This is a genomic window from Bradyrhizobium cosmicum (assembly GCF_032290525.1).
GTDB classification, from domain to species: domain Bacteria; phylum Pseudomonadota; class Alphaproteobacteria; order Rhizobiales; family Xanthobacteraceae; genus Bradyrhizobium; species Bradyrhizobium cosmicum_A.
The window spans coordinates 64,483-91,070 of record NZ_JASXTA010000016.1 but is presented as its reverse complement, the minus strand read 5'-3'; the positions used below and the strand labels follow the sequence as shown (position 1 = coordinate 91,070).

Annotated in this window: 22 protein-coding genes and 2 pseudogenes; 7 read left to right on the top strand and 17 right to left on the bottom strand. The window is 63.9% G+C overall.

From position 1 onward, the window contains the following. Positions 1-130: 130 nt before the first annotated feature. The 3 genes from QSV46_RS26530 to QSV46_RS26520 form a co-directional block, all read right to left on the bottom strand. A complete protein-coding gene (locus QSV46_RS26530; RefSeq protein ID WP_409997210.1) occupies positions 131-868 on the bottom strand; it encodes a carbonic anhydrase in 738 nt (245 codons plus the stop codon). Positions 869-1,000: 132 nt separating this feature from the next. Further along, the gene (dnaE, locus tag QSV46_RS26525) at positions 1,001-4,504 is read right to left on the bottom strand and encodes a DNA polymerase III subunit alpha (protein ID WP_314958378.1); all 3,504 of its coding nucleotides are present in this window, start codon (positions 4,502-4,504) and stop codon (positions 1,001-1,003) included. Positions 4,505-4,976: 472 nt separating this feature from the next. Further along, the gene (locus tag QSV46_RS26520; RefSeq protein ID WP_314958376.1) at positions 4,977-5,699 is read right to left on the bottom strand and encodes an outer membrane protein; all 723 of its coding nucleotides are present in this window, start codon (positions 5,697-5,699) and stop codon (positions 4,977-4,979) included. Between the two features lie 253 nt (positions 5,700-5,952). Here QSV46_RS26520 and QSV46_RS26515 point away from each other — a divergent pair, with 253 nt between their 5' ends. Together QSV46_RS26515 and QSV46_RS26510 are read left to right on the top strand one after the other, a co-directional pair. Then, positions 5,953-6,273, top strand: coding sequence for a DUF3551 domain-containing protein (locus QSV46_RS26515; RefSeq protein ID WP_314958374.1), 321 nt, complete (start codon positions 5,953-5,955; stop codon positions 6,271-6,273). Between the two features lies 1 nt (position 6,274). Then, a pseudogene (locus QSV46_RS26510) lies at positions 6,275-6,531 on the top strand (DUF3551 domain-containing protein). A 134-nt stretch (positions 6,532-6,665) separates the two neighbouring features. On the opposite strand, the gene QSV46_RS26505 reads toward QSV46_RS26510, so the two are convergent. Beyond that, positions 6,666-7,664 carry an ABC transporter substrate-binding protein gene (locus tag QSV46_RS26505; protein ID WP_314958372.1) on the bottom strand — a complete coding sequence of 333 codons (999 nt, stop codon included), beginning with the start codon at positions 7,662-7,664 and terminating at the stop codon, positions 6,666-6,668. Between the two features lie 434 nt (positions 7,665-8,098). Here QSV46_RS26505 and QSV46_RS26500 point away from each other — a divergent pair, with 434 nt between their 5' ends. Next, on the top strand, positions 8,099-9,421 hold the full coding sequence (locus tag QSV46_RS26500; RefSeq protein ID WP_314958369.1) for an MFS transporter: 1,323 nt from the start codon (positions 8,099-8,101) through the stop codon (positions 9,419-9,421). Positions 9,422-9,435: 14 nt separating this feature from the next. Here the strand turns inward: QSV46_RS26500 and QSV46_RS26495 are convergent. Continuing rightward, a pseudogene (locus tag QSV46_RS26495) lies at positions 9,436-10,073 on the bottom strand (HD domain-containing protein). Positions 10,074-10,120: 47 nt separating this feature from the next. Beyond that, a complete protein-coding gene (locus QSV46_RS26490) occupies positions 10,121-10,582 on the bottom strand; it encodes a carboxymuconolactone decarboxylase family protein (protein ID WP_314958367.1) in 462 nt (153 codons plus the stop codon). 116 nt (positions 10,583-10,698) lie between these two features. Between QSV46_RS26490 and QSV46_RS26485 the strand changes: the two genes are divergently transcribed. Further along, positions 10,699-12,105, top strand: coding sequence for a PLP-dependent aminotransferase family protein (locus tag QSV46_RS26485; protein ID WP_314958365.1), 1,407 nt, complete (start codon positions 10,699-10,701; stop codon positions 12,103-12,105). 49 nt (positions 12,106-12,154) lie between these two features. Here QSV46_RS26485 and map read toward each other — a convergent pair whose 3' ends face one another. The 3 genes from map to QSV46_RS26470 all read right to left on the bottom strand — a co-directional run bounded on the left by map (position 12,155) and on the right by QSV46_RS26470 (position 14,241). Beyond that, on the bottom strand, positions 12,155-12,904 hold the full coding sequence (gene map, locus QSV46_RS26480; protein WP_314958641.1) for a type I methionyl aminopeptidase: 750 nt from the start codon (positions 12,902-12,904) through the stop codon (positions 12,155-12,157). Positions 12,905-13,106: 202 nt separating this feature from the next. Beyond that, positions 13,107-13,394, bottom strand: coding sequence for a hypothetical protein (locus QSV46_RS26475; RefSeq protein ID WP_314958364.1), 288 nt, complete (start codon positions 13,392-13,394; stop codon positions 13,107-13,109). A gap of 73 nt (positions 13,395-13,467) precedes the next feature. Further along, a complete protein-coding gene (locus QSV46_RS26470) occupies positions 13,468-14,241 on the bottom strand; it encodes a helix-turn-helix transcriptional regulator (RefSeq protein ID WP_314958362.1) in 774 nt (257 codons plus the stop codon). Between the two features lie 108 nt (positions 14,242-14,349). Here QSV46_RS26470 and QSV46_RS26465 point away from each other — a divergent pair, with 108 nt between their 5' ends. After that, positions 14,350-15,429, top strand: coding sequence for a zinc-binding alcohol dehydrogenase family protein (locus tag QSV46_RS26465; RefSeq protein ID WP_314958360.1), 1,080 nt, complete (start codon positions 14,350-14,352; stop codon positions 15,427-15,429). Positions 15,430-15,559: 130 nt separating this feature from the next. On the opposite strand, the gene QSV46_RS26460 is transcribed toward QSV46_RS26465, so the two are convergent. The 8 genes from QSV46_RS26460 to QSV46_RS26425 all read right to left on the bottom strand — a co-directional run bounded on the left by QSV46_RS26460 (position 15,560) and on the right by QSV46_RS26425 (position 24,536). After that, positions 15,560-16,264, bottom strand: a complete 705-nt coding sequence (locus QSV46_RS26460) for an ABC transporter ATP-binding protein (RefSeq protein ID WP_314958357.1) — start codon at positions 16,262-16,264, stop codon at positions 15,560-15,562. A gap of 7 nt (positions 16,265-16,271) precedes the next feature. Then, positions 16,272-17,552, bottom strand: coding sequence for a lipoprotein-releasing ABC transporter permease subunit (locus QSV46_RS26455; protein ID WP_314958355.1), 1,281 nt, complete (start codon positions 17,550-17,552; stop codon positions 16,272-16,274). Between the two features lie 72 nt (positions 17,553-17,624). Continuing rightward, on the bottom strand, positions 17,625-18,944 hold the full coding sequence (gene proS / locus QSV46_RS26450) for a proline--tRNA ligase (RefSeq protein WP_314958353.1): 1,320 nt from the start codon (positions 18,942-18,944) through the stop codon (positions 17,625-17,627). A 152-nt stretch (positions 18,945-19,096) separates the two neighbouring features. Beyond that, a complete protein-coding gene (locus tag QSV46_RS26445) occupies positions 19,097-20,659 on the bottom strand; it encodes a copper resistance CopC/CopD family protein (protein ID WP_314958351.1) in 1,563 nt (520 codons plus the stop codon). Beyond that, positions 20,659-21,204: a YcnI family protein gene (locus QSV46_RS26440; RefSeq protein ID WP_409997211.1), complete on the bottom strand. Its 546-nt coding sequence runs from the start codon at positions 21,202-21,204 to the stop codon at positions 20,659-20,661. The genes QSV46_RS26445 and QSV46_RS26440 overlap by 1 nt, the downstream gene beginning before the upstream one ends. Before the next feature lie 5 nt (positions 21,205-21,209). Beyond that, a complete protein-coding gene (locus tag QSV46_RS26435) occupies positions 21,210-21,728 on the bottom strand; it encodes a copper chaperone PCu(A)C (RefSeq protein WP_314958638.1) in 519 nt (172 codons plus the stop codon). Positions 21,729-21,868: 140 nt separating this feature from the next. Further along, complete coding sequence (locus QSV46_RS26430) at positions 21,869-24,076, bottom strand: TonB-dependent receptor domain-containing protein (RefSeq protein WP_314958348.1); 2,208 nt, start codon at positions 24,074-24,076, stop codon at positions 21,869-21,871. A gap of 85 nt (positions 24,077-24,161) precedes the next feature. Further along, positions 24,162-24,536: a DUF2946 family protein gene (locus QSV46_RS26425; RefSeq protein ID WP_314958345.1), complete on the bottom strand. Its 375-nt coding sequence runs from the start codon at positions 24,534-24,536 to the stop codon at positions 24,162-24,164. Positions 24,537-25,017: 481 nt separating this feature from the next. Between QSV46_RS26425 and QSV46_RS26420 the strand changes: the two genes are divergently transcribed. Next, positions 25,018-25,422: a globin gene (locus tag QSV46_RS26420; protein ID WP_314958342.1), complete on the top strand. Its 405-nt coding sequence runs from the start codon at positions 25,018-25,020 to the stop codon at positions 25,420-25,422. 140 nt (positions 25,423-25,562) lie between these two features. Next, the gene (locus QSV46_RS26415; RefSeq protein ID WP_314958340.1) at positions 25,563-26,585 is read left to right on the top strand and encodes a sugar ABC transporter substrate-binding protein; all 1,023 of its coding nucleotides are present in this window, start codon (positions 25,563-25,565) and stop codon (positions 26,583-26,585) included. Positions 26,586-26,588: the final 3 nt, after the last annotated feature.

The window sequence follows — 26,588 nt, the reverse complement described above, 5'->3', positions numbered from 1 at the left end:
ATCAGACGCGCGTCCGGCTGAACGGCACTTGAACGAAATGCTAGAATAACGAAAGGCTTGGATTGAGGCAGCGGCGTGGCGCCCGGCGCTAGCGCCAGGCGTCCGCGTCAGCCTCATGATCGACCATGGTTCAGCCCTGCGCAATCAGGTCGACCGTCCCCGTTGTGAGCCGGTAGATGCCGCCCAGGACCTTCAGCTTGCCCTGCTCCGCGGCCGCATTGAGGATCGGCGCCGCCGACTTCAGCTTCGCGACGTTGTCGATCACGTTCTGCCGGATCGCCTGATCGAGCACCTCCCCGCCCTGCTGCATTGCCGCCTTGGCGGCAGGCGCGATCGCATCCACGAGCGTGGGGATGTGGCCCGGCGGCGACTTGTTGTCCCTGATCGCCTTCAGCGTCGCATCGACCGCGCCGCAAGCGTCATGACCGAGAACGAGGATCAGCGGCGCGCCCAGCACCGCGACCGCATATTCCATGCTGGCGATGGTCTCGACGCCGGCGAAATTTCCGGCGACACGGCAGACGAACAGATCACCGCGGCCGGCGTCGAAGGCGTATTCGGGCGCGATGCGTGAATCGGCGCAGCTCAGCACCGCCGCGAACGGGTTCTGGCCGCCGGCCAGCGCCTCACGCTCGTGCTTGAAATCGTGTCGCAACGCCACGCCCTGGACGTAGCGTGCATTGCCTTCCATCAGACGCTTCAGGGCGGCATCCGGTGAAAGCACGTTCTGCGGCTTGGGCGGCGCTTTCGTCTCCTTGGCGAAGGCTCCGCCGGTGAAGGCCAGGCCCATCGCGGCGGCGCCAAAGAGCATCGCGGACCGCCGTGACGGTACGAGCTTGTCTTGGGATTCACAGCATTTGTGGCACATGTCTCGCTTCCTCCCGGTACGGTCGAAACTGTCGGCACACACAACCGACCAGGCCGCGATCGTAACCGCGATGACGTGGCAAAACCAGAACATCTGCTGTCCGAACCCGGCCCTGCCGGGTGCTGCGCTCGGTCAGAGCTGCTGCACGTCCACCACTCCCGCGACCGCCTTGATCGCGCCGGCGATCTGCGGCGAGACCTTGAAGCGGCCGGGCAGCTTCATCTCCACCTCGGTCTCGAGGTCGAGCATCATCACCAGCGAGACCTCGCCGTCGCCGTTCGAGCGTGGCGCAAGGCCGGGACTGCCGACCTTTGGGGTCGCGCCGTTCGACGCCGCCATGTCGGGTCCGGCCAGACGCTTGGCGATCGAGTCCAGCGGTTTGGTGTCGCGCACGAAGATGCGCAGGCCCTTCTGGGTCTTGGCGGCGGCGGCGTCGAGCGGCTCGGCGTGCAGCACGCGGGCGCGAACGTCCTCGCCCTGCAATTCCGCGCCAAGCTGGAGCAGCACGGCGGCGCCCGGCTCCAGCACGTCGCGATACTGCGCAAGGCCTTCGGAGAACAGCACCGCCTCGAAGTGGCCCGTGGGATCAGAGAGTCCCATGATCCCCATCTTGTTGCCGGTCTTGGTGCGCCGCTCCATGCGCGAGACCACGGTGGCCGCGACCTTGCCGGCGGTGGCGCCGGTCTTCACCGCCCGCGAGAACTCCGCCCAGCTCTGCACCCGCAGGCGCTTCAGCACGGTGGCGTAGTCGTCGAGCGGATGACCCGACAGGAAGAAGCCGATCGCGTCGTATTCGCGGCGAAGTTTTTCGGCCGGCAGCCACGGCTCGATCTGCGGCAGCATGATGCTGGGCGCATCCGCCGAGCCGCCGAACATGTCGTTCTGGCCGATGGTCTCGGCCTGATGCGCGCGCTGGCAGGAGGCGAGGATCGCATCCGCGCCGGCGAAGACGCGGGCGCGGTTCGGCTCCAGCGTGTCGAAGGCGCCGGCGGCGGCGAGACTTTCGATGATGCGCTTGTTGATCGCACGCGGATTGACCCGCGCGGCGAAGTCGGCGAGCGAGGTGAACAGACCGCGCCTGGTGCGCTCCTCGATGATCTGGTCGATGGCCTGGATGCCGACGCCCTTGAGCGCCGCAAGCGCGTAGTAGATCGTGTTCTCGCCGACCTCGAAGGTCGCGCCCGAACGGTTGATGTTCGGCGGCTCCACCTTGATGCCGAGACGCTGCGCCTCGGAGCGGAATTCCGAGAGCTTGTCCGTGTTGTTCAAATCGAGCGTCATCGACGCCGCGATGAACTCCACCGGATAATGCGCCTTCATGTAGGCGGTGTGGTAGGATACCAGCGCGTAGGCGGCCGCGTGGCTCTTGTTGAAGCCGTAGTCGGCGAATTTCGCCAGCAATTCGAAGATGGTGTCGGCCTGCCCTTTCGGCACGCCGTTCTTCACCGCGCCCGCGACGAAGATCTCGCGCTGCTTCTCCATCTCGGCGCGGATCTTCTTGCCCATGGCGCGGCGCAGCAGGTCGGCGTCGCCGAGCGAATAGCCCGACATCACCTGCGCGATCTGCATCACCTGTTCCTGGTAGATGATGACGCCGAAGGTTTCCTTGAGGATCGGCTCCAGCACGGGGTGGAGGTATTCCGGCTCCTCCTCGCCATGCTTGCGCGCGCAATAAGTCGGGATGTTCGCCATCGGACCCGGGCGATACAGCGCGACCAGCGCGATGATGTCCTCGAAACGGTCGGGGCGCATGTCGACCAGCGCGCGCCGCATGCCCTGGCTTTCAACCTGGAACACGCCGACCACCTCGCCGCGCGCCAGCATCTGGTAGCTCTCGGCATCGTCGATCGGGAGCGTCGCGAGATCGACATGGATGTTGCGCGGCTTGAGCAGCTTCACCGCGACGTCGAGCACGGTCAGCGTCTTCAGGCCGAGGAAGTCGAATTTGACGAGGCCCGCCGGCTCGACCCATTTCATGTTGAACTGGGTCACCGGCATGTCCGACTTCGGATCGCGGTACATCGGCACGAGCTCGCTGAGCGGGCGATCGCCGATCACGATGCCGGCCGCATGGGTCGAGGCGTGGCGGGTCAGGCCTTCGAGGCGCTGGGCGATGTCGAAGGCGCGCGCCACCACCGGATCTTCGTCGCGGAACGCCTGCAGCTTCGGCTCGCTCTCGATCGCAGCCGCGAGCGTCACCGGCGCGGCCGGATTCTGCGGCACCAGTTTCGTGAGCTTGTCGACCTGGCCGTAGGGCATCTGCAGCACGCGCCCGACGTCGCGCAGCACGCCGCGCGCCTGCAGCGTGCCGAAGGTGATGATCTGCGCGACCTGGTCGCGGCCGTAGCGCTCCTGCACGTATTTGATCACCTCGCCGCGGCGGTCCTGGCAGAAGTCGATGTCGAAGTCCGGCATCGAGACGCGCTCGGGATTGAGGAAGCGCTCGAACAGCAGGCCGAACCTGATCGGATCGAGATCGGTGATGGTGAGCGCCCATGCGACCAGCGAGCCTGCGCCGGAGCCGCGGCCCGGCCCGACCGGAATGCCCTGCCCCTTCGCCCATTTGATGAAGTCGGAGACGATCAGGAAGTAGCCCGCGTATTTCATGCGCATGATGACGTCGAGCTCGAACGCCAGGCGCTTGTTGTAGTCCTCTTCGGTGGTGCCCTGCGACAGGCCGTGCACGCGCAGGCGGTTGGCGAGCCCCTCCTCCGCCTGCCGCTTCAGCTCGGCCGCCTCGACCGCGGCGGCATCGGAGCTCGCGGCGGCGCCGACCGTGAAGAACGGCAGGATCGGCTTGCGCGTCATCGGACGGAACGAGCAGCGCTCGGCGATCTCGACCGTCGAGGCGAGCGCCTCGGGAATGTCGGCGAACAGCACCGCCATCTCGGCGCGGGTCTTGAAACGGTGATCGGGCGTGAGCTGCACGCGATCGGTCTCGGCGATCAGCCGCCCGCCGGCGATGCACAGCAGCGCGTCATGGGCCTCGTAATCGTCGGTCGAAGCAAAATACGGCTCGTTGGTCGCAACCAGCGGCAGGCCCTTCGCATAGGCGATATCGATCAGGCTGCTTTCGACGCGCCGCTCCCGGTCGATGTTGTGGCGCTGCAATTCGACGTAGAGGCGGTCACCGAACAAATTGGCGAGCCGCTCGCAGCGGGTCGCCGCAAGCTCGGTCATTCCGCCGGCAAGCGCCAGCGAGATCGGGCCGTCCGGACCGCCCGTCAGCGCGATCAGGCCTTCGGTCTCGCCTTCGAGCCAGTCGAACTTGATGTGCGACGCATGGGTGTCGGGTGTCTCCAGGAACGCGCGCGAGTTCAGCCGCATCAGGCTGCGGTAGCCGCGCTCCTGCGCGGCCAGCAGCACGATTCGCGAGGGCGGAAGCGCGTTGCGCGCATTGGGATCCTGGTCGCCGAAATCGATCGCAAGCTCGCAGCCGACGATCGGCTGGATGCCGGAGCCCGCCATCTTGTCGGAGAACTCCAGCGCGCCGAACATGTTGTCGGTGTCGGTCAGCGCCAGCGCCGGCTGGTGGTCTTTCTTGGCAAGCTCGGCGAGCTTGGCGATCTTGATCGAGCCCTTGAGCAGCGAATAGGCCGAGTGAACGTGAAGGTGGACAAATCCGGCGCTCGGCATGGTCGCGTGACGGCCTCTTGCAGATGAGATGGAGCGGTCGCCGGCCTTGGGGGATCGCCAAGAGCATTCTCCACCCGCCCGGCCGACTCGCCTCGCAATGGTGGGGCGTCACCGCTTCAGAGTCCACGCCGGAGCAGCCGATCGGCCGTGCCATCCCGCTTTTCCCCAAGGGGCTTCAAGGGGGCCTTGCGGCAGGCGGCCTCAGAGCTGCGGAATCACCTGCGCCCAGATCGCGATCATCCCGACGAACAGCGAGATCGAGGCGAGCGCGGCGGCTTCTTCAACGAAAATCCTGAACATGGCTTGCTCCATCACCAGAACGTATGAAGAACATTGTTCTTATTTCGTTCTCGGGAGTCAAGCGGTCTCAGCCGTCTCGAAAGTTGATGGTTAACTCGCTAAGTTCAAACAACAAAAAGCCCCGGCGCCAGGCCGGGGCTTTTCGACGATCGCTCGAAACGAGCGACCAGTCTCAGTAACGGCCGAGCATCGGGCCGCCGAACTTGTAGTTCAGGCGGACGAGGCCCATGTCGACGTCCTGCTTGACGTGGACCGGCAGAACACCGATGCCGCCGGTCAGGTTCCGATCGTTGCCGCCCAGGAAGATGTGGTTGTATTCGGCGCCAATCGACCAGTTCGGAGCGAAGCCGTACTCGAGGCCGGCGCCGATCGTGCCACCCCAACGGGTGTCGTTGCCGGATGCAAGCGACACGCCGCCGAAAGAGGCGTCGTACTTGGTGCCAACCACAGCCGCACCACCCTTGACGTAGAGCAGCACGTTGTTCCAGGCATAGCCGACCTGACCGGTGATCAGACCGAACGAATCGATCTTGGTGTTGTTGGTGAAGCCGGAGATCGCGCCAACGTGGCTGCCGGAGAAGTCAGCCCAGTTGCCCTGGCCTTCCACGCCGAAAACGAACTGGCCCGACTGCCAGCGATAGCCGATCTGGCCACCGACCGTGCCCCCGGTCGCGTCATGCGAGCCATCGCGGCCGAAACCGACCAGGTCCCAGGTCGCGTGCGACGAACCGCCGCCACCGTTGATGCCGATGTAGAAGCCGCTCCAGTCATAGATCGCCGCGACCATCGCGGGCGCCTTGGTGTAAGGACGCGCGGCGAGGTCAGCAGCCAGCGCCGGCGCAGTCGCGCTCAGCGCAACAAGGCTCACAGCGGCAAGCAACAGATTCTTGTTCATTTGATTCCCGTTCCAGTTTCGTCATTAGGCCCCCGGGCCGTGACGTCGTCATATCAGCGCTCGACGGAATTGCTGTAACCTTGACGCAACAGTCAGAGCCAAAGGCCCACGCTGCGTTAATGGATGTTTAGCAGCGCGCGCGGGAAACCCTTTGAAACAGGTGTTTTCATGAGTTCCAATGTCGACTACACGACTTGCACGGCATGCGCGCGTGCACACTGACGCACGCACAATCCCGTGATCGGAGAATCCAATGCGCGGACAAATCACCCTCCCCATTGTCGCCATATTTTCGCTCGCAATCGCCACATTCGCGTTCACGCTGGACACAAGCACGCCCGCACGTGCGTTCGGTACGCATCATGCATTCTGCCTCACCGGCGACGAATGGCCGGGCTTGAGCAATTGCACCTTCGACACCTACGCACAGTGTCAGGCGAGTTCGTCGGGCCGCGCGCTCACCTGCATCGCGAACCCGTATTTCGCAGGCCAGAGCGATGATCCCTATGCGTATCAGAACAGGCCGCGCGCGCAGACGCCCGGCTATTCGCTCGGCACCTACCTGTCGCGCTGAGATGCACAGCGCCTGCCTCACCCTCGTTGCGGCCAGCACGCTCCTCGTCGTCAGCGCGCCGGCGCGCGCACAGACCTATGATCCGAGCTATCCGGTCTGCATGCAGATCTACGGCCAGGTGGGCTATTTCGACTGCCGCTACACCTCGCTCGAGCAGTGCAAATACCTCGCCGTCGGCCGCTCCGCGACCTGCGTCGTGAACCCGCATTTTCGCAGCAGAGACCGCCGCCGCCGCGTAGGTCGAGGCGCTCCGACTAGAGCGTCTATCGTAAATTCCCATTGCACTTCGTACGAGGTCCGCTCTGCCTCTGACAGCGGCGCGTTGGCGCACCTCACTCCAGGTCCGAGTTGGGCCATCACCGGTCGTAGCAGCCGCGGCAACCCTTGGATCGTTATTCGATCACCTCGTCGGCGCGGGCGAGCAGCATGTCGGGCACCGTAAGACCGAGTGCCTTTGCCGTCCTTAGATTGATGACGAGGTCGAGCCGGGTCGGGAACTCAAAGGGTAAATCGGCCACGGGGGTGCCTTTGAGTATCTTGTACACGTAGGTCGCAGCGCGGTAATTGCATGCCCGAAGATCAATTCCATAGCTAATGAGCCCGCCCGCATCCACGAGTTCGCGGTATCCATAAAGGGTCGGGAGCCGAGTTGCCGCTGCGGCAGCGGCGATCTGAGCCCGATCCAAGAGTAGGAAGTTCGCCTGTAGAACGATGACGACATCAACGCGCTCCGCATTAAACCTTCTGAACGTGGGTTCAACATCCTCGGTTCTCTGAACATCCGCACCGACGATCTTGATTTCAAGTTTGGCGGCGGTGGCGTTGATTTCGTCCCACTGCGGAGCTGTCTTGATGTCGCTCGTGTCATTTACGATCCCAACCTTTTGCGCGCCGGGAACGATTTGCCGCGCGATCTCAAGCTGCTTTGCAGGCAGCCCACGCACGTAGGGCATGATGCCGGTCAGGTTGCCAGTTGGGCGGCGAAGATCGTTTTCCGACAATCCAAGCGCGGTCAGGTTTCCCAACGCTGCAACAACGATCGGGATGGTCGATGTTGCCTGCTTGGCGGCAAGAGCATTGGCGCTGGCGGCGGCAAATATGACATCGGGGCTGAGCTGAACCACCTCCCTCGCTACCTCTGGCAACTTCTCGGTAGACGCGGCAAGTCGGAACGTTATGTCGAAATCGCGCTCCTCGATGTATCCGAGTTCTTGCAACCCCCTCAAGAACGATGGCCACGCTGCGTAACCTTTGCGCTGAGCTGGTGTACCCGATCCAAATGTGCCGATAACGGGCCGTTTCCTCGGAGTCTGGGGAGCCTGGGCTTGTGCGACGTACGGCCACGCAATTGCTGCGCCGCCAAATAGCGTGACGAACTCGCGTCGTCTCATGTGTCCACTCCGGGCCCAGGAGAGGGAGACTTGTCACGACAGATCATAGCACGCTGAGAGGGGCGGGGCTACTTTCGTTAGATCTGTTGCGTAGCTGTCGAGGTCCGTTTCGGGTCACAGGCCGCAGATCACGCTCAAGTTGGGAGACTTCCGCTTTGCGTTGGTCAGCCGACGTTTATGAGTACACGCCCAAGCCAGGGTGGCGCGTTCAACGACGGCGCTCCTGTTCCTGCACAACGATGTGATTTGCGCGTTTGATGACCCGCACGCGCGAGCCGTGGCCACACGCAAATCGGGACGCTGATATGCGATCTGCCTTGCGTTTGAGCTTCAGTGTTGACGCGGACTGATCCGGGTTTAAGTACGACGGACAAATCTTGCAGGGATGGCGACGTTCGCTGGGCTGGTTCGTTGACGCCACCGATGCAGGACACATGACGACCTCACCTCTCGCGACCTCGCCAAGCGCGAACTCAGCGCCGGCTTCTGCGCCCCCTCATCTCGCCGTCCTGGTCTCGCTCGCGATGGGCGGCTTTGCGATCGGAACCACCGAATTCGCATCGATGAGCCTGCTGCCGTTTTTCGCCGCCGACCTGAAGGTCGACGAGCCGACGGCGGGTCACGCGATCAGCGCCTATGCGCTCGGCGTCGTGCTGGGCGCGCCGCTGATCGCCGTGCTCGGCGCGCGGTTCGCGCGGCGCACGCAATTGCTGGCGCTGATGGCCGTGTTCGCGGTCGGCAACGCACTCACCGCGCTTGCGCCCGGCTTCGGCTGGATGATCGCCGCGCGTTTGCTTTCAGGTTTGCCACACGGCGCCTATTTCGGCATCGCCGCGCTGGTCGCAGCCTCGCTCGTTCCGCAACATCGCCGTTCGCAGGCGATCGGCCAGGTGATGCTCGGCTTGACCGGCGCCACCATCATCGGCGTGCCGCTGGCCAATCTGATCGGCCAGGCGGTCGGCTGGCGCGCGAGCTTCGGCCTCGTGTCGCTGCTGGCGCTGCTCACGGTGCTGCTGTGCGTGATGTTCGCGCCGCGCGACCAGGCCGGCCGGTCGGACCCGCTGCGCGAGCTCGGCGCGCTCAGAAGCGGCCGCGTCTGGATCACGCTGGCGATCGGCGCCATCGGCTTCGGCGGCATGTTCGCCGTCTATACTTATCTGGCGACGACGCTGATCGAGGTCACCAAGGTCAGCCCCGCGGTCATCCCGCTGTTCCTGGCCGTGTTCGGCATCGGCGCCACGCTCGGCAATCTGTTCGTGCCGCGCTTTGCGGACCGCGCCTTGATGCCGACGGCGGGCATCATCCTGCTGTTCTCGGCGGTCGCGCTGCTGGCGTTTCCGCTCGTCGCCGGCGATCCCTGGCTGCTCGCCGTCGACATCTTCGCCATCGGCACCGGCGTCTCGCTCGGCGCCATTCTGCAGACACGCCTCATGGACGTCGCGGGCGACGCGCAGGCGCTCGCTGCCGCGCTGAACCATTCGGCCTTCAACACCGCCAACGCGCTCGGCCCGTTCCTGGGCGGTCTTGCCATTCGCGAAGGGCTGGGCTGGACCGCGACCGGTCCCGTCGGCGCCACGCTCGCCCTTCTCGGCTTCCTGATCTGGATCGTCGCCTGGCGCGACGCCCGGGCCGCTGCAGTCGCGGTCGCCTCAGGCGGCCGTGCTGCTTCGCTGAAGAACGCGACCGCACGACCGGCGCCGCCCCTGGCGCCGGATCACCGCAGCCGTACGGATTCCGCCAGGGATCCGGTCGCATAGCAGCTTACATCGGTTCAGCTTTGCCAGGGCGTGTTGCGGATGCGTGTGCACGCATTCGGCTTGCGGAAGCTGGGATCGTGATCCTCGATGTAGTCGAAATTGACCGTCCCGAACGTCGTCTGCGGCTTCTTCAGCGCCGAACAGGTCTGCACCTTCAAGAACTCGTTCTTGAAATCGCCGCGCGGAAACGCTGATATCACCTGATCGCGCTGCTCCGGCGTGTAATCGTCGTAGTCAACGCCGACCACATCCATCAGAACGCCCGCGTTGGTGAGCGCGATTTCCGGCCGCATATATTGCGGAATCCCGGGCGTGGTGTGCAGCGCGATTGCCTCCCACACAAGATCGGCTTGCGGCTCGGCAATGCCGCGCGCCCGGAGGAAATCGCGCGCAGCATCCGCCCCGTCGACCCAAATCGCTTGGTCTGCGTGTGGTAATGATCGACAAGGCCGAGGTCGTGAAACAGCGCCGCGACATAGAGCAGCTCGGAATCGAATTTCAGATTCTGCCGCAGCCCTTTCATCGCGCCGAACACGTAGACGCGAACCGAATGGTTGAACAGCATCTCGTCCTCGTAGCTGCGCACCAGCTCAGCGGCCTCGCGCGCCAGCTTGCTGTCGGGAATTTTGATGCCGGAAATCACGCTCGTCATTTTCAAGCTCCTGCTTTGCATTTCCGCTGACGAGATATGGCGGTCCGTCAAGCAGCCTTCTCAATGGCGGCCTGCGGCGTGTTTCGGAAGCTGATCGACATGCGATTGTATGCATTCATCAGGCTGATTGCGATCGTAAGATCGACCAGTTCGCGCTCGTTGAAGACCTTGCGGGCTGCCTGATACGCCTCATCCGGCACGCCAGTCTCGGCAACGCGGGTCACCGTGTCGGCCCATGCAAGCGCCGCACGTTCACGTTCGTCGAAAAGATGGCCCGCTTCGCTCCAGGCCTGCAGCAGTGCGAGCTTTTCGATCTTCACACCGCTCTTGAGCAGGTCGCGCGTGTGCATATCGAGGCAATAGGCGCAGTTGTTGATCTGCGAGACGCGCAGGTAAGCAAGAGTCACCAGCGTCGTGGGCAGTCCACTCTGCATGACATAGCCATACACGCCGCCCAGCGCCTTCGCGCCTGCCGGTGCGATGCGGTTGTAGTCGAGACGTTCACTCATCTGCATTCTCCTTGATGATCGAAAGGAGCGGAGCGCTCCCCTTTGCCTCCTCAGATGCCCCTCCTCTGGTCCACAAAAAAGCACCAAGAACGTACAAAATTCGTGTACCAAGAGGCATGACCAAACCGCTGCGGCTGGAGCTCGACCGATCCGCGAATACGCCGCTGGCCGAACAGATCCACAGAGGGATCAGGACCGCCATCGAACGGGGTGTGCTGGCCCCGGGCGCGCGCCTGCCGTCCTGGCAAGATCTCGCAGCCCAGCTTGGCGTTGCGCGCGGCACAGTGCGCTCGGCCTACGAAAAGCTCTCCGCTGCCCAATTGATCGTCGCGGCACGCGCGACCGGAACACATGTCGCGGACCGGCCGCCCTTCCCGATTCGGCGGGACCGAGCGCCGGACGCTGGCTCGTTCATGCAGATGTACCAGGAGCTCACGGCAGGCCCGGCCGTCTTCCAGATGGGAGTGCCGGCGCAGGAGACCTTTCCTGCCAAACTTATCGCGAGGATGCGCGCGCGGGCGGTTCGCGTCGAGGCGGGTGCGCCGGCAATTTATCCGGACCCGCGTGGCGAACTGCATTTGCGCCGCGAGATCGCGGCTTACCTGGCGTTGGCGCGCGGAATCGAGTGCGCGCCGTCCCAGATCATCATCACCGGCGGTTTCAGCGGCGGCCTCGGCCTGGCACTTCGTGTGCTCGGCCTCGAGCGGAAGAAGGTGTGGGTGGAGGATCCGGGCTTTCCGTTCACACGACACGGCCTCGAGCTTGCGCGCCTATCGCTCGCGCCGGTCCCGGTTGACGCCGATGGCATCGACATCGGCTACGGACTGCAACATGCCCCTGACGCCGCGCTGGTTGTCGTGACGCCCGGACAGCAGGCGCCGCTCGGATCGACACTCTCGCTGGAAAGGCGCTCACGCCTGCTCGACTGGGCCGCACAAAGCAAGGCGTGGGTGATCGAGGATGACTATCTCAGCGAACTTCAGCTCAAGGGGCGGGCCACGCCTGCGCTTGCCTCGCTCGACCGCGCCGGCCGCGTCATTCATATCGGCTCCTTCAGCAAGACCGTTACGCCTGCCTTGCGGCTCGGCTTTGTCGTCGCGCCCGCGGCTCTCGCATCGCGTTTTGCCGAGGCTGCGGCATGCCTTGCGCCGGCGCCCGGGCCCGCGGTGCAACTCGCGATGGCCGATTTTATACGGGAAGGCCATTATCTGCGGCATCTGAGGCGCACCAAGCGAGTCTACGCGGCGCAAGCCGACGCGTTGTTGAAATACCTTCGCCCGCGCGCCGCAAACGTTGCACTTGCCGGATTGGCGGCGGTCCTGCCATTGCCGAAGGGAGCACCGGACCTCTCGATCGCCAGGCAAGCCATGTCGTTCGGACTGGCGCCGACTCCACTCTCGCTCTGGTATGCCGCGACGGCTTCGGCCCAACCCGGTCTGTTGCTGGGCATCGCGACATCCTCACACAAGAGGATCGAAGCGGCATGCGACCGGCTGCTTCAGATCATCCACGACCTGACGTGACCAGGCGCTCTGACGGTCTCTGCCGCGCCTGCTCTGCCCCGGGGCGGCCTTAGCCGGCCAGCGTCACGATCAAAGGTCCGTTCCGGGTTGCGATCACCGTGTGCTCGTATTGAACGGTCGGCGCTTCGGGGCTGCTGTAGAGCGTCCACGGATCATCGCCATCCTGCGCCCACTCGGCGCCCAAGGACAGGAACGGCTCGACAGTGAACACCAGGCCGTCGCCCATTATGCGGCGTTCGGAGCGGTCGGGCCATGTTGCGATCTCCGTCGGCTCCTCATGGAGCGAGCGGCCGACACCGTGGCTGGCAAGATTCCTGACCAGGCTGTAGCCGTTCTTCCGCGCAAACGTCCCGATGGCCTTGCCGATGCCGGCAATCGGTTTGCCGGATCCGACCTGCTGAAGGCCCGTCCACATCGCTCGCCGGCCATCCTTGCAAAGGCGTTCGACCGCGCGGCTCACGGGCGGAACGGCGAACGAGGCTCCCGTGTCCGCAAAGAAGCCGCTCTTCTCGGCTGAAACATCGATGTTGACGAGGTCGCCGCGCGCGATCCGTCGGTCGCCCGGGATGCCATGGGCGATCTCCTCGTTCACGCTGATGCAGGTCGCTCCGGGGAAGTCGTAGGCCAGCTCCGGCGCCGAACGCGCGCCGGCGACCTCCAGGAGTTTTCGTCCGATCCGGTCCAGTTCGCCTGTGGTCATGCCGGGCTCGAGCGCCTTCCCCATCGCCTCGAGGGTATTGGCGACGATGCGGCCGATGTCTTTCAGGTGCGTGAGGTCGTTGTCATCAGAGATCGTCATGTCAGGGTTCTTTCCGAGGAAGCCGCAGATAGCGCGTGTCAACCCGGCTTGCAAACGACAGGCACGCAGCCGTTGCGCAGAAATGACATTCAAACGCTGCCTTCTGGAACGACTGCTCCACCAGAACCCTGGGGGCCGGATGCATTGGCGCCGAACGAAAGTCGCCACAAGCTCAGAAAGATCGGAAACTGAAAGACGACACTCATCGCAAAGCCGCCCACCAAGCCCATAATGCCGTGCGATGCGACCACTGCTTGGGCACCGCCCAAATCACGCTGAGCAGCTGATAGCCGACATAAATCACCGAGAACACTCTCCAAGATCCCTGCGAAAGGAAGTGCTTCTTGAAGGCGACCATGAAGAGGGCAGCCAACCCGCCCAGTCCGAGCGCAAATCCGACGACGCGAAGCGGCGTTTCGTAAAACGTGGGATCAAAGAGAGAAGCCGAAAAACAAACTGCATAAAAAATTGCGACGATCTTCAAGAGCATTCCGAACCCTCAGCGCGAGCAACAACCATAGATCGCGCTTAGGTCGCAGGCAAGGTTGCCGGCTCGGAGTTGTCTAGACCGGCGTATAAATCACCAGCTTCAGCGCGGAATCGTCATTGGCCTGAAAACTCGTGTGCTCGAAATTCAGCACGCCCAGGGTCGGATGCGACATGGCCTTGCGGCCCGAAATGGTGCTGCGGATCTCGTGCGCTTCCCACCATTTGACGAACTCCGGACTGCCCTGGCGCAGCCGCGTCAGCAATTCCGCGAAGGCGGGATCGCCGGCCCAGACGTCGTGAGTCGCGCGAAACATCGCCACCATGCCCTTGGCGATGTCCGTCCAGCTTGCACCGTAAAGTTTTCGCCGCTGCTTGTCGGTCATGATCAGAAGCAGCGTGTTGCGATCTCGCTCCGGCAATTGCCCGAATGCAAACACCTGTTCGGCCGCGTCGTTCCAGGCCAGCACGTCCCAGCGCCGCCCGGTGATGTAGGCCGGCTGATTCAGACTGTCGATCATCCGCCGAATCGAGGGCGGCACGATTTCGCGTGTGAACGTGCGCCTGTCGCCGTCGCGCGCGAGCGCCTTCAGATGCGCGTGCTCGGTCTTGCTGAGCCGCAGCGCGCGGGCCAGCGCATCGATGGTCGTGACCGACGGGCTGACCGTGCGGCCCTGCTCGAGGCGGATGTACCAGTCGACGCCGATGCCGGCGAGCTGGGCGACCTCCTCGCGGCGCAGCCCTGCGGTGCGGCGCCGGCTCCCTGCGGGCAGCCCGACCGTCTTGGGCGTCAGCTTTTCGCGGCGGGACCGCAGGAAATCGCCGAATTCGACGCGGCGCGGATCGGCCATGATGTCGGTTCCGGATGGAGGGCCAAATTAATACTAGGATAATACCAGGCCTTCTTGTCCCTTCAAGGGCGGCGCATATCGGTGTCACCTGACCTTGAGGTGACCATTATGAAAGCCGCGATACTCAAATCCTTTGGCTCCCTGCTTGCCATCGAGAGCGCCCCGGACCCGGTGCTCGGCACCGGCGAGGTCGTCGTCGACGTCGTCGCCACGCGCGTCCTCTCCTACATGAACGAGGTCTTCAGCGGGGAACGCAATTATGCGCTCGACCTGCCGATCATCCCGGGCCCAGGCGGCATCGGCCGGGTGCGCGCGATCGGGCCGGACGCGACCAGACTCGCGGTCGGCGACTGGGTGTTCTGCGATCCGACGGTGCGTTCCCGCGACGACGCCGTTGCGCCCGACATCGCGCTGCAGGGACTGACTGCCGCAGGTCCGGGCGGCATGCGCCTGCAAAAGCATTTTCACGGCGGCTCGTTCGCCGAGCAGATGCGGGTGCCGACGGAGAACGTCAAGCGCCTCGGCGCGATCACGTCCGAGGAAGCCACGCAATGGTGTGCGTTGGGCACGCTGCTGGTCCCCTATGGCGGCTTCCTCGCCGCCGGCCTTCGACCCGGCGAGACTGTGCTCGTGAGCGGCGCCACCGGCAATTTTGGCAGCGCGGCCGTGTCGGTCGCGCTCGCGATGGGCGCGGCCTGCGTGGTCGCACCCGGCCGCAACGAGACGATTCTGGCCGACCTCGCCCGTCGCTTCGGCGAACGCGTGAAACCAGTCAAGCTCACCGGCAATGAGGACCACGACCGCGAAGCGATGAAGCGAGCGGCGCCCGGCCCGATCGACTGCGTATTCGACATCATGCCGCCCTCGGTCGGCACGAATGTGGTGCGGGCGGCGATCATGACCGTGCGCGCCTACGGCCGGGTGGTGCTGATGGGCGGCGTCGGCATGGCGGGCGGTCCGGGCCTCGAACTGCCCTACCCCTGGATCATGCGCAACTGCATCAGCATCCACGGCGTCTGGATGTACCCGCCGGATGCGGCCAGCCGCCTGATCGCGCTGGTGCGCGCCGGGCTGCTGCGGCTGGACGAATACGAGACGACGGCCTTCGACCTCGACCACGTCAACGAGGCGGTCGAACACGCTGCGGCCAATGGCGGACCGTTCAAATTGACGGTGATCAGGCCGTAACGGCTCGTCCGCTGCGGCGATGCGCCGTCGCAACTGATATGCCCGAGGTGTCAAAGGGGTGGGAGACATCACCCCGCCGGCAGCCGACCAAGGCCGGCTACTGTGCATGGGGTTGTTTTCGCAGTTTTTATTATTCGAGCTCGACGACCTGGCCATTCGACAGCGAGACCCGCCGGTCCATCCGGCCGGCGAGCTCCATGTTGTGGGTCGCGATCAGCATCGAAACCTGGGTCGCCTTGACGAGCTGCATCAGGGCCTGGAACACGTGGTCGGCGGTGTGCGGATCGAGGTTGCCGGTCGGCTCGTCGGCAAACAGAACGCGCGGCGCGTTGGCGACTGCGCGCGCGATCGCGACGCGTTGCTGCTCACCGCCCGACAGCTCGGCGGGGCGATGGGTGATGCGGTCGCCGAGGCCGAGATAGCCGAGGATCTCCTTGGCGCGCTTGACGCTCTCGGACTTCTTCAGGCCGCGGATCATTTGCGGCATCATCACGTTCTCCAGCGCCGAGAACTCCGGCAGCAGTCGGTGCGACTGGTAGACGAAGCCGATATCGGTGCGGCGAAGCTGGGTGCGCTCGATGTCGGGCAGCTGCGAGGTCGGTGCGCCCGAAACATAGACCTCGCCCGAATCCGGAGCTTCCAGGAGTCCTGCGATGTGCAGCAGCGTCGACTTGCCCGAGCCCGACGGCGCCACCAGCGCGACCGACTGGCCCGCCCACAGCGCGAGCTTGGCGCCGTCGAGGATCGTCAGCGGGACCTCGCCCTGCAAGTACTGCCGCTTTATCTCGTGGAGATAAATGACCGGTACATCTTCAGCCCCCTGCTCCCGCTCCATCAGTCCCTCACTCGTACCGCAGCGCTTCGACGGGATCGAGGCGCGCGGCGCGCCACGACGGGTACAGCGTCGCCAGGAACGACAGCGTCAGCGCCATGATGACGACCGCCGTGGTCTCGCCGATGTCGATCTCGGCGGGCAGCTTCGACAGGAAATAGAGCTCCGGCGAGAACAGCTCGGTGCTGGTCAGCCATGACAGGAATTGCCGGATCGATTCGATATTGAGGCAGATCACGAGGCCGACGAAGAAGCCGACCAGCGTGCCGACCACGCCGATCGAGGCGCCCGTGATCAGGAAGACACGCATGATCGCGCCCTGCGAGGCGCCCATCGTGCGCAGGATCGCGATGTCGCTGCCCTTGTCCTTCACCAGCATGATCAGGCCGGAGACGATGTTGAGCGCGGCGACCAGCACGATCATGGTCAGGATCAGGAACATCACATTGCGCTCGACCTGGAGCGCGTTGAAGAAGGTCGAGTTGCGCTGCCGCCAGTCGACCAGGAAGACCGGACGTCCCGCAGCCTCCGTCACCGCCTTGCGGAAGGCGTCGATCCTGTCGGGGTTGGTGGTGAACACCTCGATCGACGTGACGTCGTTGCTGCGGTTGAAATAGGCCTGCGCTTCCGCAAGCGGCATGAACACGAAGCCGAGATCGTATTCGGACATGCCGATCTCGAACACCGCGACAATCTTGTACGGCTTGATGCGCGGCGTCGTGCCCATCGGCGTGACCGCGCCCTTCGGCGCCACCAGGGTCACGCTGTCGCCGGCATGCAGCGAGAGCTGGTCGGCAAGGCGCCGGCCGATCGCGACCCCTTGTCCGTCGTCGAAGCCTTCGAGCGAGCCCTGCTTGATGTTCTTGGCAATCGAAGTGAGGTTGTTGAGGTCGTCGGAGCGGATACCGCGCACCAGCACGCCCGAGGCGTTCCACGGCGAGGACGCCAGCGCCTGGCCGTCGACCACGGGCGCGGCGAGCCGGATGCCCTGGACCTGGCTGAGACGGTCGGCGACGTCCTTCCAGTCGGTCAGCGGCGATTCCAGCGGCTGCACCAGGATGTGGCCGTTGAGGCCGAGGATCTTGTCGAGCAGCTCCTTGCGGAAACCGTTCATGACGGCCATGACGATGATCAGCGTCGCCACGCCGAGCATGATGCCGAGAAACGAGAACCCGGCAATGACCGAGATGAATCCCTCCTTGCGACGCGCCCGCAAATAGCGCGCCGACAGCATCCACTCGAAGGGGGCGAAAGGCGCGGTTGGCTTGGTCTCGGTCATGGTCTCATCCATCGCTCGATAATCCCATGATTCGGGGTCAAATGTGGCCGGATTACCGGCCCGCTATCGCGCGATGAACACTATTCAGCCGACCAGCCGGGCGACTGCGTCCGCAGGCGACATCGTCTCGCGGGAGCCGTCACTGCGCTTCTTGATCTCGACCTTGCCCTCGGCCAGCCCCTTCGGCCCGATCATGATCTGCCAAGGGATGCCGATCAGGTCGGCTGCGGCGAACTTGGCGCCGGCGCGCTGGTCAGTATCGTCATAGAGCACGTCGACGGCCTTGGCCGTGAGCTCCGCATAGAGCTCCTCGCAGGCCGCATCGACCGCCGCATCGCCCTGCTTGAGGTTGAGAATCGACACGCGGAACGGCGCCACCGCCTCCGGCCATTTGATGCCGGCATCGTCATGACAGGCCTCGATGATGGCGCCGAGCAGGCGCGAGACGCCGACCCCGTAGGACCCGCCATGGATCGGCACGTCGACGCCGTCGGGGCCCGCCACCAGCGCCTTCATCGCCTCGGAATATTTGGTGCCGAAATAGAAGATCTGCCCGACCTCGATGCCGCGGGTGTTCACCCGCTTGTCCGCGGGGACTTCCTGCTCGAACCGCGCGGCGTCGTGGACATCCTCAGTGGCGGCGTAGACCGAGGTCCACTGCTTGATGATCGGCGTGAGGTCGCCGTCATAGTCAATGTCCTCCCCCGGCACCGGCAGATCCAGCACATCGCGATTGATGAACACGCCGGATTCGCCGGTCTCGGCGAGCACGATGAACTCGTGGCTGAGATCGCCGCCGATCGGGCCGGTCTCGGCGCGCATCGGGATCGCCTTCAGCCCCATCCGCGCAAAGGTGCGCAGGTACGCGACGAACATCTTGTTGTAGGCGACGCGTGCAGCCGTCTCGTTGAGATCGAAGGAATAGGCGTCCTTCATCAGGAACTCGCGGCCGCGCATCACGCCGAAGCGCGGACGCTGCTCGTCGCGGAATTTCCATTGGATGTGATAGAGATTGAGCGGCAGGTTCTTGTAGGATTTGACGTAGGCGCGGAAGATCTCGGTGATCATTTCCTCGTTGGTCGGCCCGTACAGCAGCTCGCGCTTGTGGCGGTCGGCGATGCGCAGCATCTCCGGCCCGTAGGCGTCGTAGCGGCCGCTCTCGCGCCAGAGGTCGGCGAGCTGGAGCGTCGGCATCAACAGTTCCAGCGCGCCGGAGCGGTCCTGCTCCTCGCGTACGATCTGCTCGATCTTCTTGAGCACACGGAAGCCGAGCGGCAGCCAGGCATAGATGCCGGCCGCCTCCTGCCGGATCATGCCGGCGCGCAGCATCAACCGATGCGAGACGATCTCCGCCTCTTTCGGATTTTCCTTCAGGATGGGCAGAAAGAACCGCGACAACCGCATGGCAATACTCTGGGAATCAGTGATCACCTGCAGTGAAACCGGATTGGGAGCGAAAACACAAGACCGGGAATGAGGAAAAGCCGCTAAGGCGGCGGAATTCCTGTCATTTTCCCGTCGACTTCAGATTCTGCATGAGCTGTACCGGTACGTCCTCACGGAGGCGCTATCTCGAGCTCATCCTCCAGCGTGACCATTTCGAAATCGGTCACAAGCGCGTCGATCCGCACATGCCAACGGCCGGCAAAGGGAAGCTCGACCTTGCGCACATGCCAGTAGCCGTCCGGCCCGAGTGAAGCGTCCCGCTGCATCGGCTCGATGCCGCGTTCGGGCAGGCTCAGGGTCAGCGTCACTTCCTTGGCCGTGAGCGGGGTCGCTTCGCCGGTCATGAGCTGGAGCACGAAGTCATCGACGCCCGCCTTGCCGGGCGAGACCAGGACCTGGAACATCGCCTTGTCGGTGTGGATATGGATCGCCAACGGCGTTTCGGGAACGATCGCCCGCGGTGGCGGCGTGAAGCGCCAGCCGGCGACGACGGCAAGGATCGCAAGTGCAATCGCGCCTTCAAGCAGGATAGAGCGCTTCAGCGCAGAAGCCGCTTTGTCGTCCCGCGCCAAGGCCGGTGTCAGCCGGAACCGATTGAGCGCGGCAAGCGCCAGCAATCCTGTGACCAATGCAAGCTTGATCGAGAGAATGAGCCCGTAGCGAGTCTCGACCAGCGCCACCGGCTTTTCGAGCTGCACGATCGCGAGCGCGAGGCCGGTCAAGGCCAGCACGCCGACCGCCAGCGCAGCGATGCGGGAAAAGCGATTCACGACGGGGAGCGTCGCGATCGTCGGCTTCGACACCAGCGTGACCAGCGGCGCGAGAGCGCCGATCCAGATGGTGACGCCGAGGCCGTGGAGAAAGATCGCCGGCCGGGTTAACGCCTCCGGCGGCGCCGTCGCAGCGTGCCCGGTCATGGCGAGCGACAGCCCGACGCCGACCAGTGCGATGATTGCAAGAGCACGCGCATACCATGCGCCGCGCAGCCCCATCGAGGCGAGCAGCATCGCAGCGATCGCAACCAGCAGCGCGGGGCCCGCGCTGGTCGCGAATGCGACCTTCCAGGGGGCAGCCGTCGCGAGAGCCCGTAGCGGCAGCCCGAGGAGATCGAGGCCCAACCCGCCAATGGACGCGGCGGCGCTTGGAAGTCCGATGGCGATTGCCACGCGCGGAACGGTCATGCCGGTCATCGACCATGCAACCCAGCGCGCAAAGAACACCCCGCCGACGCCGATGAAGAGCCCGACATAGAGACCCACCCGCGCCAGCCAGATCAGCGCCTTCAACCCGCCGTCCCGATTTGCGGGGGGCTGCGTCCCGGTCGGCTCGCCGATCGAGAAGATCACAGATCCTGCGATCGGATGGCCGTCCTGCGAGATCACACGGTAGCTGACGATCGCGGTGCCCTGCGGCAGGTCCGGCGGCATCGCGACCGAGATGGCCTCACCCGATGCCGTGACGCGCGCATCATCCCGTGCCCTGCCCGAGCCGTCGATCAGCCGAACCGCCCCCGGCGTCACCGCCTCATTGAAGCGCAATTCCACCGCCTTCGGCGCGCTCGCAAGCACACTGCCGCGCGCCGGCTCGACTGACACAAGCGCCGCATGCGCTGACGCTTGCGTCGAACAGCTGACGAGCACAAGCAGTGTCGCGAGTGCGGCGAGCAGGCGCATCAGGGCTTTGGCAAAAGCTTCACACCCGGCGCCGGCGACTTGCCCTCATGCGAATGTCCAGCGCCCTCCGCCGGAATCTCGATCCAGCGGCTGACCCCGGTCTCGCATTCCTGGACGACAGGGAAATACAGCGTCGTGTTCGGCTTGAGCGCGTCGGTGAGCACAGTATGCATGACGAACTCGTCGTAGTTCTTATCAGGCAGCTTGCCGCCGGACCATGTCACCTCCTTGACACCGGAGGAGAGCTTGTTGCCGTGATAGTCGTATTCACCGGCATATTCGCCTTCAACGACATCGACGCTCCAGCCCGCCTTCGGCATCGGCTTCACCGCGATCACCCCTTCCGGAATCTGCACGCGGATCTTCACCGTCGGCGACCCGGCGCAGCCGTGCGGCACGGCGAACACGGCCTTGTAGGATGCGCCGACCGTCGCCTGCTTGCCTTCGAGGAAGACGTGCGCACTCACCGGCGCTGCCGCAAGGACGCCCAGAAGAATCAGCCCGGTTCGCGTCGCGATGGTCGGTCTCCCGAAGGTCCAGATCATTCTCATCACATCTTCATTCCCGAATGATCAGGCATTTTCTTCATCATATGCCCGCCATCGCCTGGCGCCTGCGCGCCGACGCCCTGGACGTCGAGCGAGACGGCGACCTTGCCGGCCTTCTCGAACTGAAGTGTCACCGGCACTTTGTCGCCCTGCTTGAACGGGCCCTTGAGCTCCTGGAGCATGAGATGATTGCCGCCGGGGGCGAGCTTCACGGTTTTGCCGGGATCGATGACGAGCCCCTTGTCGAGGGCGCGCATCTTCATCACGCCTTTGTCCATCGTCATTTCGTGGACCTCGGCCTTCCCCGCGATATCGGCGGAAATGCTGACCAGCCTGTCGGCCGCCGTCCCCTTGTTCTCGATCGTGAGATAGCCGCCCGCGACCTTGGCCCCACCCGGCGTCGCCCGGCTCCACGCCTGCGAGATGACGAGATCGCCGGCCTTGACGTCGTCGGCCTGTGCGACGGCACAGCCGCTCAGCAAGAGTGAAATTGTAAGGAGAGTTCGTCCGACGTTCTTCATGTTGGTTGCCTCTTTCACGATTGATCGGGCCGAGCATGGCCCTGCATTCTTCTGCAACGCCCTTCCGCCGCCATTAGCATCGGCCTTCGGAACGAAGGCCTGCCGTGGAGCCGAGCATAAACTCAAGTGCCGTTTGCACGTCACCATCGATACCTCATTCCAGCGTACACTGCTCTTCCCGTACCCGGCTCAAACAATGCTGACGTCGGCGTCGCTCGATCGATGATGCTCGCGCTGGCTATGTAGGTCTTGTTGGTGAGATTGCGCCCCTCGATGTAGGCAGATATGGGGCCGCCATTGTCGAAGCCGGCTTTCAATCCCAACAGGGCGTAAGGCTCCGTCGTCAGCGTGTTCATGCTGTCGACGAAGTAGGCCTGTGGCACCCATTCGACGTTGGGTCCAACATAGAGACCGGTAGGGTGCTTGTAGAGAAGCTCCGCGCGCAAATAGTGACTTGGGGCTCCCGGCAATCGATAGTTTCCGAAGGTCGGATCTTTGTCGAAACGGAAGTCGTGGAAGGAGTAGGCGACATTCAGCCAGATCTTGTCCGGCGCCGGGCCATTGACGAAGATGTCACGAAAGATTGCGGCGCCCGCGCCGGCCTCGATGCCCTGATGGATGGTGCGGTCGGCATTGGTCACATTGCAATTGCCGAAAGCACTGTAGAGGCATTGCAATTCGTCGCGAATGTTGGCCCGATAGGCCGTCAGTTCCCAGGCGTAATCAGACCGCTTCATGCGAGTGCCGATTTCGTACGTGGTCGCAATCTGCGGGCGGATGCTGGTGAACGGGATCGTCGGAATGCCGGGACCCATCGCGCTTTCGCCGAAGCTCGGCACCTCGGCACTCCGCGAGACGTTGGCGAACGCCTGCCAGCTCGGATCGATTTGCCACAACAGGCCGCCTTTCGGCGACCAGAGATTGAAGCGCGTTGCCCCCGATTGATCTCCGTCGCTGAGGAAACGATCCTGCCGATTGCGGGTCGCATACAGAAACTGCGTGCCACCGATCAGTGCAACATTTGGAAGGAAGTAGAAGCTGTCTTCGACATAGGCAGAGGTATTCTCCGACCGGTCGATCGAGGACGAAAGCAGTGCACCCTTCTGCCCGCCAATGTTGGCGAACTGCTGGTTGTCGATGCTGCCGTTCAGCACATAGACGCCCGCGACCAACCTGTTGCGGAAACCCCCAATGATGCGGTCATCCGTGATCTTCGCGAATCCTCCATAGTCCTTGTAACGGTAGTCCAGCCACTGGAAGATCGGATGCATCAAATGGCGATCGACGCCAAAGGCGCCGAGTTCGACTTTGGTGTCATCGAAACGAACGGTGGTTTTGTTGGCGAGCCTGACGGTATCGATATTGCGCTGCTGATCCATCGCAATATTCGCGGGAGCAGCAGCTTCCGGAACGGTCAAAGCGGACGTCTTGGTCACGGTACCGGGGATTCGCTGCCGCACTGCGTTGGCGTTGAGGTAGAACCGTGTCTCGACATCCGGCGAGAACTGATAGCCGACATTGCCGCTCAAGCGGTTGCTTGACCCGAAGCTGTGATCGCGAAATCCATCTGCCGCCTGCGTGGAAGCGGTCACGAAACCATCCCATGGCCCGTTGGCGCCTCCAGCGTTCGCCTGAAGTCGTTTGTAGCCGAATCCTCCGACGTCGAACGACACACCATTCGGAAACGAGTCGCGGCCGGTGGGGGTCACGAAGTTGATCGCGCCTCCCAGCGAATTGGCGCCAAACTGAAGCGCGTTGCCGCCCTTGAAGACTTCGACATACTTGTAGGCGCTTGGATCGATCTCCTGGAAATCGCCATAGCCATCCGCCGTGTTGATCGGAATGCCGTCCATATACAGTTGCACCCCGCGCAGATGAAAATTGCGCGACAGGCCGGACCCGCGAATCGAAAGACGGGTGTCGTCGCCCCATTTGGGCTGGACGTACACGCCGGGCACGTAATCCAGAACATCCTTGATCGTGTTGGAGGGCGTCGAGTTCCTGTACGCCTCGGCCGACACGAGCGCCACGCCACCCGGAGTCTGGTTAATTTCCGCCAGCGCTTGTTGCGCGGTCAGAACCGTCAGGGCACCGGGAACCCGCGCACTCTGTTCGCTCGCGGTTTGCTGTAGCGATGGGCTCGTTCGCGGGCTTCGCGTGATGCGTGCCGATCGCGCAGAATTGCGTGGCGGTCGGACTGTCGACGCACGCTTCTGCTGAGGCGCCTCAACGGTAATTGGTGGCAGCACCGCGCTGCTGCTTTGGGCGAACACTCCACTCGGCGACGCAAGCAGCGCGGCCTGGATGGCAGCGACACTCACGCCACGGCGGGCATGATGACATAACATGAGGCATTCCTGACGCCGGCTTTCTTTCCCGGCTGTTCGACGGCTTCGATCGCCTGCGGACGGGCCGCGGCAATCACGAGGGTCGTCAGGAAAAGTGCGGGGGCGCGCGGGCCTGAGCGCCTGTGCTCCTATGGGTCGCGACGGCGGATCCATCCGCCGCGCGCCAAACCACGCGCGCGGCGTAGCGGGAGGGAACGGCAAGTGTGACCGGCGGCGGCGAATCGAGCGATGCGCTGGCCTGTGCCAGACAGCAGAGCGCGCAGGCACCGGAATGTGCCGTCGGCGTGCCCGTTCGGTCGTTCGGGCCGCCCTGCTCGACCGCGCTGTGGCAGATAACGCCGGCGGACAACGGATCGGCCGCGGCCTGGCCGGCCGCCAGACAGGCGGCAATCGGCGCCAGCACCTGCATCGCCAAGGCGAGCAGGACGAGAGGTAGGAATTTCTGCAGCCGTGCGCGCATCCACCGAACCGTTCGTTCGTGCACTAACTAAACACCTCAGCACGGGGCGAGTCGAGGCCAGTTCCGCCGGCTTCTTGGCCGAGCGCAAATTCGTCGAAAACTGTGGTCGAGCCGCCCCACCGAAGGAGACCTCCGGCATTTGAGGCAGTCGCACGACCCCGGCCCTTCCACATATTTCTTATATTTGTCATATACTTGCGCGGTAAGCAGCCCGATCATTTCGTCAACTGCTCTTATTTTGAACATTCGTTGCCGAAAATGATGACAAGTGAGAAAAGTTGATCTAGCATCCCTTTGCTCAGGCTTGACCGTGAGGTCGAAGCTTGGTGGTCCAAGTCTCGGGAGGAGCCCCTGGCGCGCAAAACGCAGCGTCGCCCCGTCAATCAAGAGCAAATCTTAGAATCGGGGATAATAGGGTCGACACAATTTTCGAGCGGGGCTAGGGCCCCGCTCTTTTTTTGTCTGCGTGGCTTCGATGCCGATGAGCGCTTCCTCTAATCCGATCGAAAACAGCTTCGAACGCGCGGCCTTGCGCTGCGCGGATCTGACGCCGCTCGTCTATCAACGTCTGTTCGAACGGCATCCCGAAACGAAGGCGATGTTCCGCACGCAGGGCAGCGAGCTCGTGATGGGATCGATGCTGGCGCTGACCATCGAGGCGATCCTCGACTTCGCCGGCGAGCGCCGCGGGCATTTCCGGCTGATCGCCTGCGAGGCCGCCTCGCACGATGGCTATGGCACGCCGCGCGAGCTGTTCATCGCGTTCTTCGCCGTGATCAGGGATACGCTGCGCGACCTGCTCGGCGACGAATGGTCGCCGGAGATTGCACAGGCCTGGGACCGACTGCTTGTCGAGGTCGAGGCGTACGCCGCCATTCAGGCCTGACGCTTTGCGCTGCACCAACACGGGCTGCGGCGATTCCGCGTTGATTGCAGATTGAGTGGCGTCACCTCTTGTGAGAGACTTTCGAAGATCGGTCGCGCAATCAATGACGGACCGACGATAAAATTTAATGGGAGCGAGCGATGTCCGGGACGAAAGATTTCTCGACGACGAGGCGCGATCTTCTTCAGGCGGCAGCGACCGCCGGCGCCGCAACTGCCATCCTCGGCAGCATGGGCATAGACCCTGCGCTTGCAGCCGAGGTCGGACGCAGCGAGAAGCCGCTCAAGGCGGCCTTCTCCAACGCGGGCCTCCAGGCCACCTGGTGCGCGCAGGGCAAGCAGGCCGCCGAATTCTGGGGCAAGCTGTTCAACGTCGAGGTCACCTGGTTCGACGGCCAGCTCGACGCGGTGAAGCAGCGCGCCGCGATCGACAACATGGCCTCGCAGAAATGGGACTTCGTCGCGATCCAGGCTTTCGGCATCGGCACCCTCACCCAGCCGGTGCAGAAGATGATCGACGCCGGCACGCCGGTGATCGACATGGACACGCTGATTGCGCCGCTCGACCAGATCAACGTCCACTCCTTCCTCGCTCCCGACAACGAGTTCATGGGCGCCTCGGTGACGCAGGCGCTATGCAACGCCATGGGCGGCAAAGGCAAGATCATCATGACCCAGGGCGCGCTCGGCCACACCGGCGCGCAGGGACGCGCCAAGGGCTTCAACAACGTCGTCAAGCAATTCCCCGGGATCGAGGTGCTCGACACCCAGCCGGCCGACTGGGACGTCTCCAAGACGGCGCGGCTCTGGGAAACCTATCTGACGAAATACCCGCAGATCGACGCGGCGTTCTTCCACAATGACGACATGGCGCTCGCTGCCGCCAACATCATGAAGGCACGCAATCGCACCAACATCCTGATCGGCGGCGTCGACGCGATGCCGCCGGCAATCCAGGCGGTGAGCGAAGGCCGCATGTTCGCGACCGTCCGTAATCCGTCCTGCCGCATCCATGGCGGCGCCATCATCGCGGGTGTTTCCGCGGTGGTCGGCGGCGAGAAGAGCGGACAGGGCATTCCCAAGAACGTCGTCACCGACGGCCCGGTCGTCACCAAGGCCAACGCGCCCGGCATGCAATGGATGGAAGACCACTTCCTGATCTAGTCC

Excerpts from the sequence above, each read along its gene's own strand:
- QSV46_RS26530 (WP_409997210.1), bottom strand. The coding sequence starts at position 868 with ATGTGCCACAAATGCTGTGAATCCCAAGACAAGCTCGTACCGTCACGG.
- dnaE (WP_314958378.1), bottom strand. The coding sequence starts at position 4,504 with ATGCCGAGCGCCGGATTTGTCCACCTTCACGTTCACTCGGCCTATTCG.
- QSV46_RS26520 (WP_314958376.1), bottom strand. The coding sequence starts at position 5,699 with ATGAACAAGAATCTGTTGCTTGCCGCTGTGAGCCTTGTTGCGCTGAGC.
- QSV46_RS26515 (WP_314958374.1), top strand. The coding sequence starts at position 5,953 with ATGCGCGGACAAATCACCCTCCCCATTGTCGCCATATTTTCGCTCGCA.
- QSV46_RS26505 (WP_314958372.1), bottom strand. The coding sequence starts at position 7,664 with ATGAGACGACGCGAGTTCGTCACGCTATTTGGCGGCGCAGCAATTGCG.
- QSV46_RS26500 (WP_314958369.1), top strand. The coding sequence starts at position 8,099 with ATGACGACCTCACCTCTCGCGACCTCGCCAAGCGCGAACTCAGCGCCG.
- QSV46_RS26490 (WP_314958367.1), bottom strand. The coding sequence starts at position 10,582 with ATGAGTGAACGTCTCGACTACAACCGCATCGCACCGGCAGGCGCGAAG.
- QSV46_RS26485 (WP_314958365.1), top strand. The coding sequence starts at position 10,699 with ATGACCAAACCGCTGCGGCTGGAGCTCGACCGATCCGCGAATACGCCG.
- map (WP_314958641.1), bottom strand. The coding sequence starts at position 12,904 with ATGACGATCTCTGATGACAACGACCTCACGCACCTGAAAGACATCGGC.
- QSV46_RS26475 (WP_314958364.1), bottom strand. The coding sequence starts at position 13,394 with ATGCTCTTGAAGATCGTCGCAATTTTTTATGCAGTTTGTTTTTCGGCT.
- QSV46_RS26470 (WP_314958362.1), bottom strand. The coding sequence starts at position 14,241 with ATGGCCGATCCGCGCCGCGTCGAATTCGGCGATTTCCTGCGGTCCCGC.
- QSV46_RS26465 (WP_314958360.1), top strand. The coding sequence starts at position 14,350 with ATGAAAGCCGCGATACTCAAATCCTTTGGCTCCCTGCTTGCCATCGAG.
- QSV46_RS26460 (WP_314958357.1), bottom strand. The coding sequence starts at position 16,264 with ATGGAGCGGGAGCAGGGGGCTGAAGATGTACCGGTCATTTATCTCCAC.
- QSV46_RS26455 (WP_314958355.1), bottom strand. The coding sequence starts at position 17,552 with ATGGATGAGACCATGACCGAGACCAAGCCAACCGCGCCTTTCGCCCCC.
- proS (WP_314958353.1), bottom strand. The coding sequence starts at position 18,944 with ATGCGGTTGTCGCGGTTCTTTCTGCCCATCCTGAAGGAAAATCCGAAA.
- QSV46_RS26445 (WP_314958351.1), bottom strand. The coding sequence starts at position 20,659 with ATGCGCCTGCTCGCCGCACTCGCGACACTGCTTGTGCTCGTCAGCTGT.
- QSV46_RS26440 (WP_409997211.1), bottom strand. The coding sequence starts at position 21,204 with ATGATCTGGACCTTCGGGAGACCGACCATCGCGACGCGAACCGGGCTG.
- QSV46_RS26435 (WP_314958638.1), bottom strand. The coding sequence starts at position 21,728 with ATGAAGAACGTCGGACGAACTCTCCTTACAATTTCACTCTTGCTGAGC.
- QSV46_RS26430 (WP_314958348.1), bottom strand. The coding sequence starts at position 24,076 with ATGTTATGTCATCATGCCCGCCGTGGCGTGAGTGTCGCTGCCATCCAG.
- QSV46_RS26425 (WP_314958345.1), bottom strand. The coding sequence starts at position 24,536 with ATGCGCGCACGGCTGCAGAAATTCCTACCTCTCGTCCTGCTCGCCTTG.
- QSV46_RS26420 (WP_314958342.1), top strand. The coding sequence starts at position 25,018 with ATGAGCGCTTCCTCTAATCCGATCGAAAACAGCTTCGAACGCGCGGCC.
- QSV46_RS26415 (WP_314958340.1), top strand. The coding sequence starts at position 25,563 with ATGTCCGGGACGAAAGATTTCTCGACGACGAGGCGCGATCTTCTTCAG.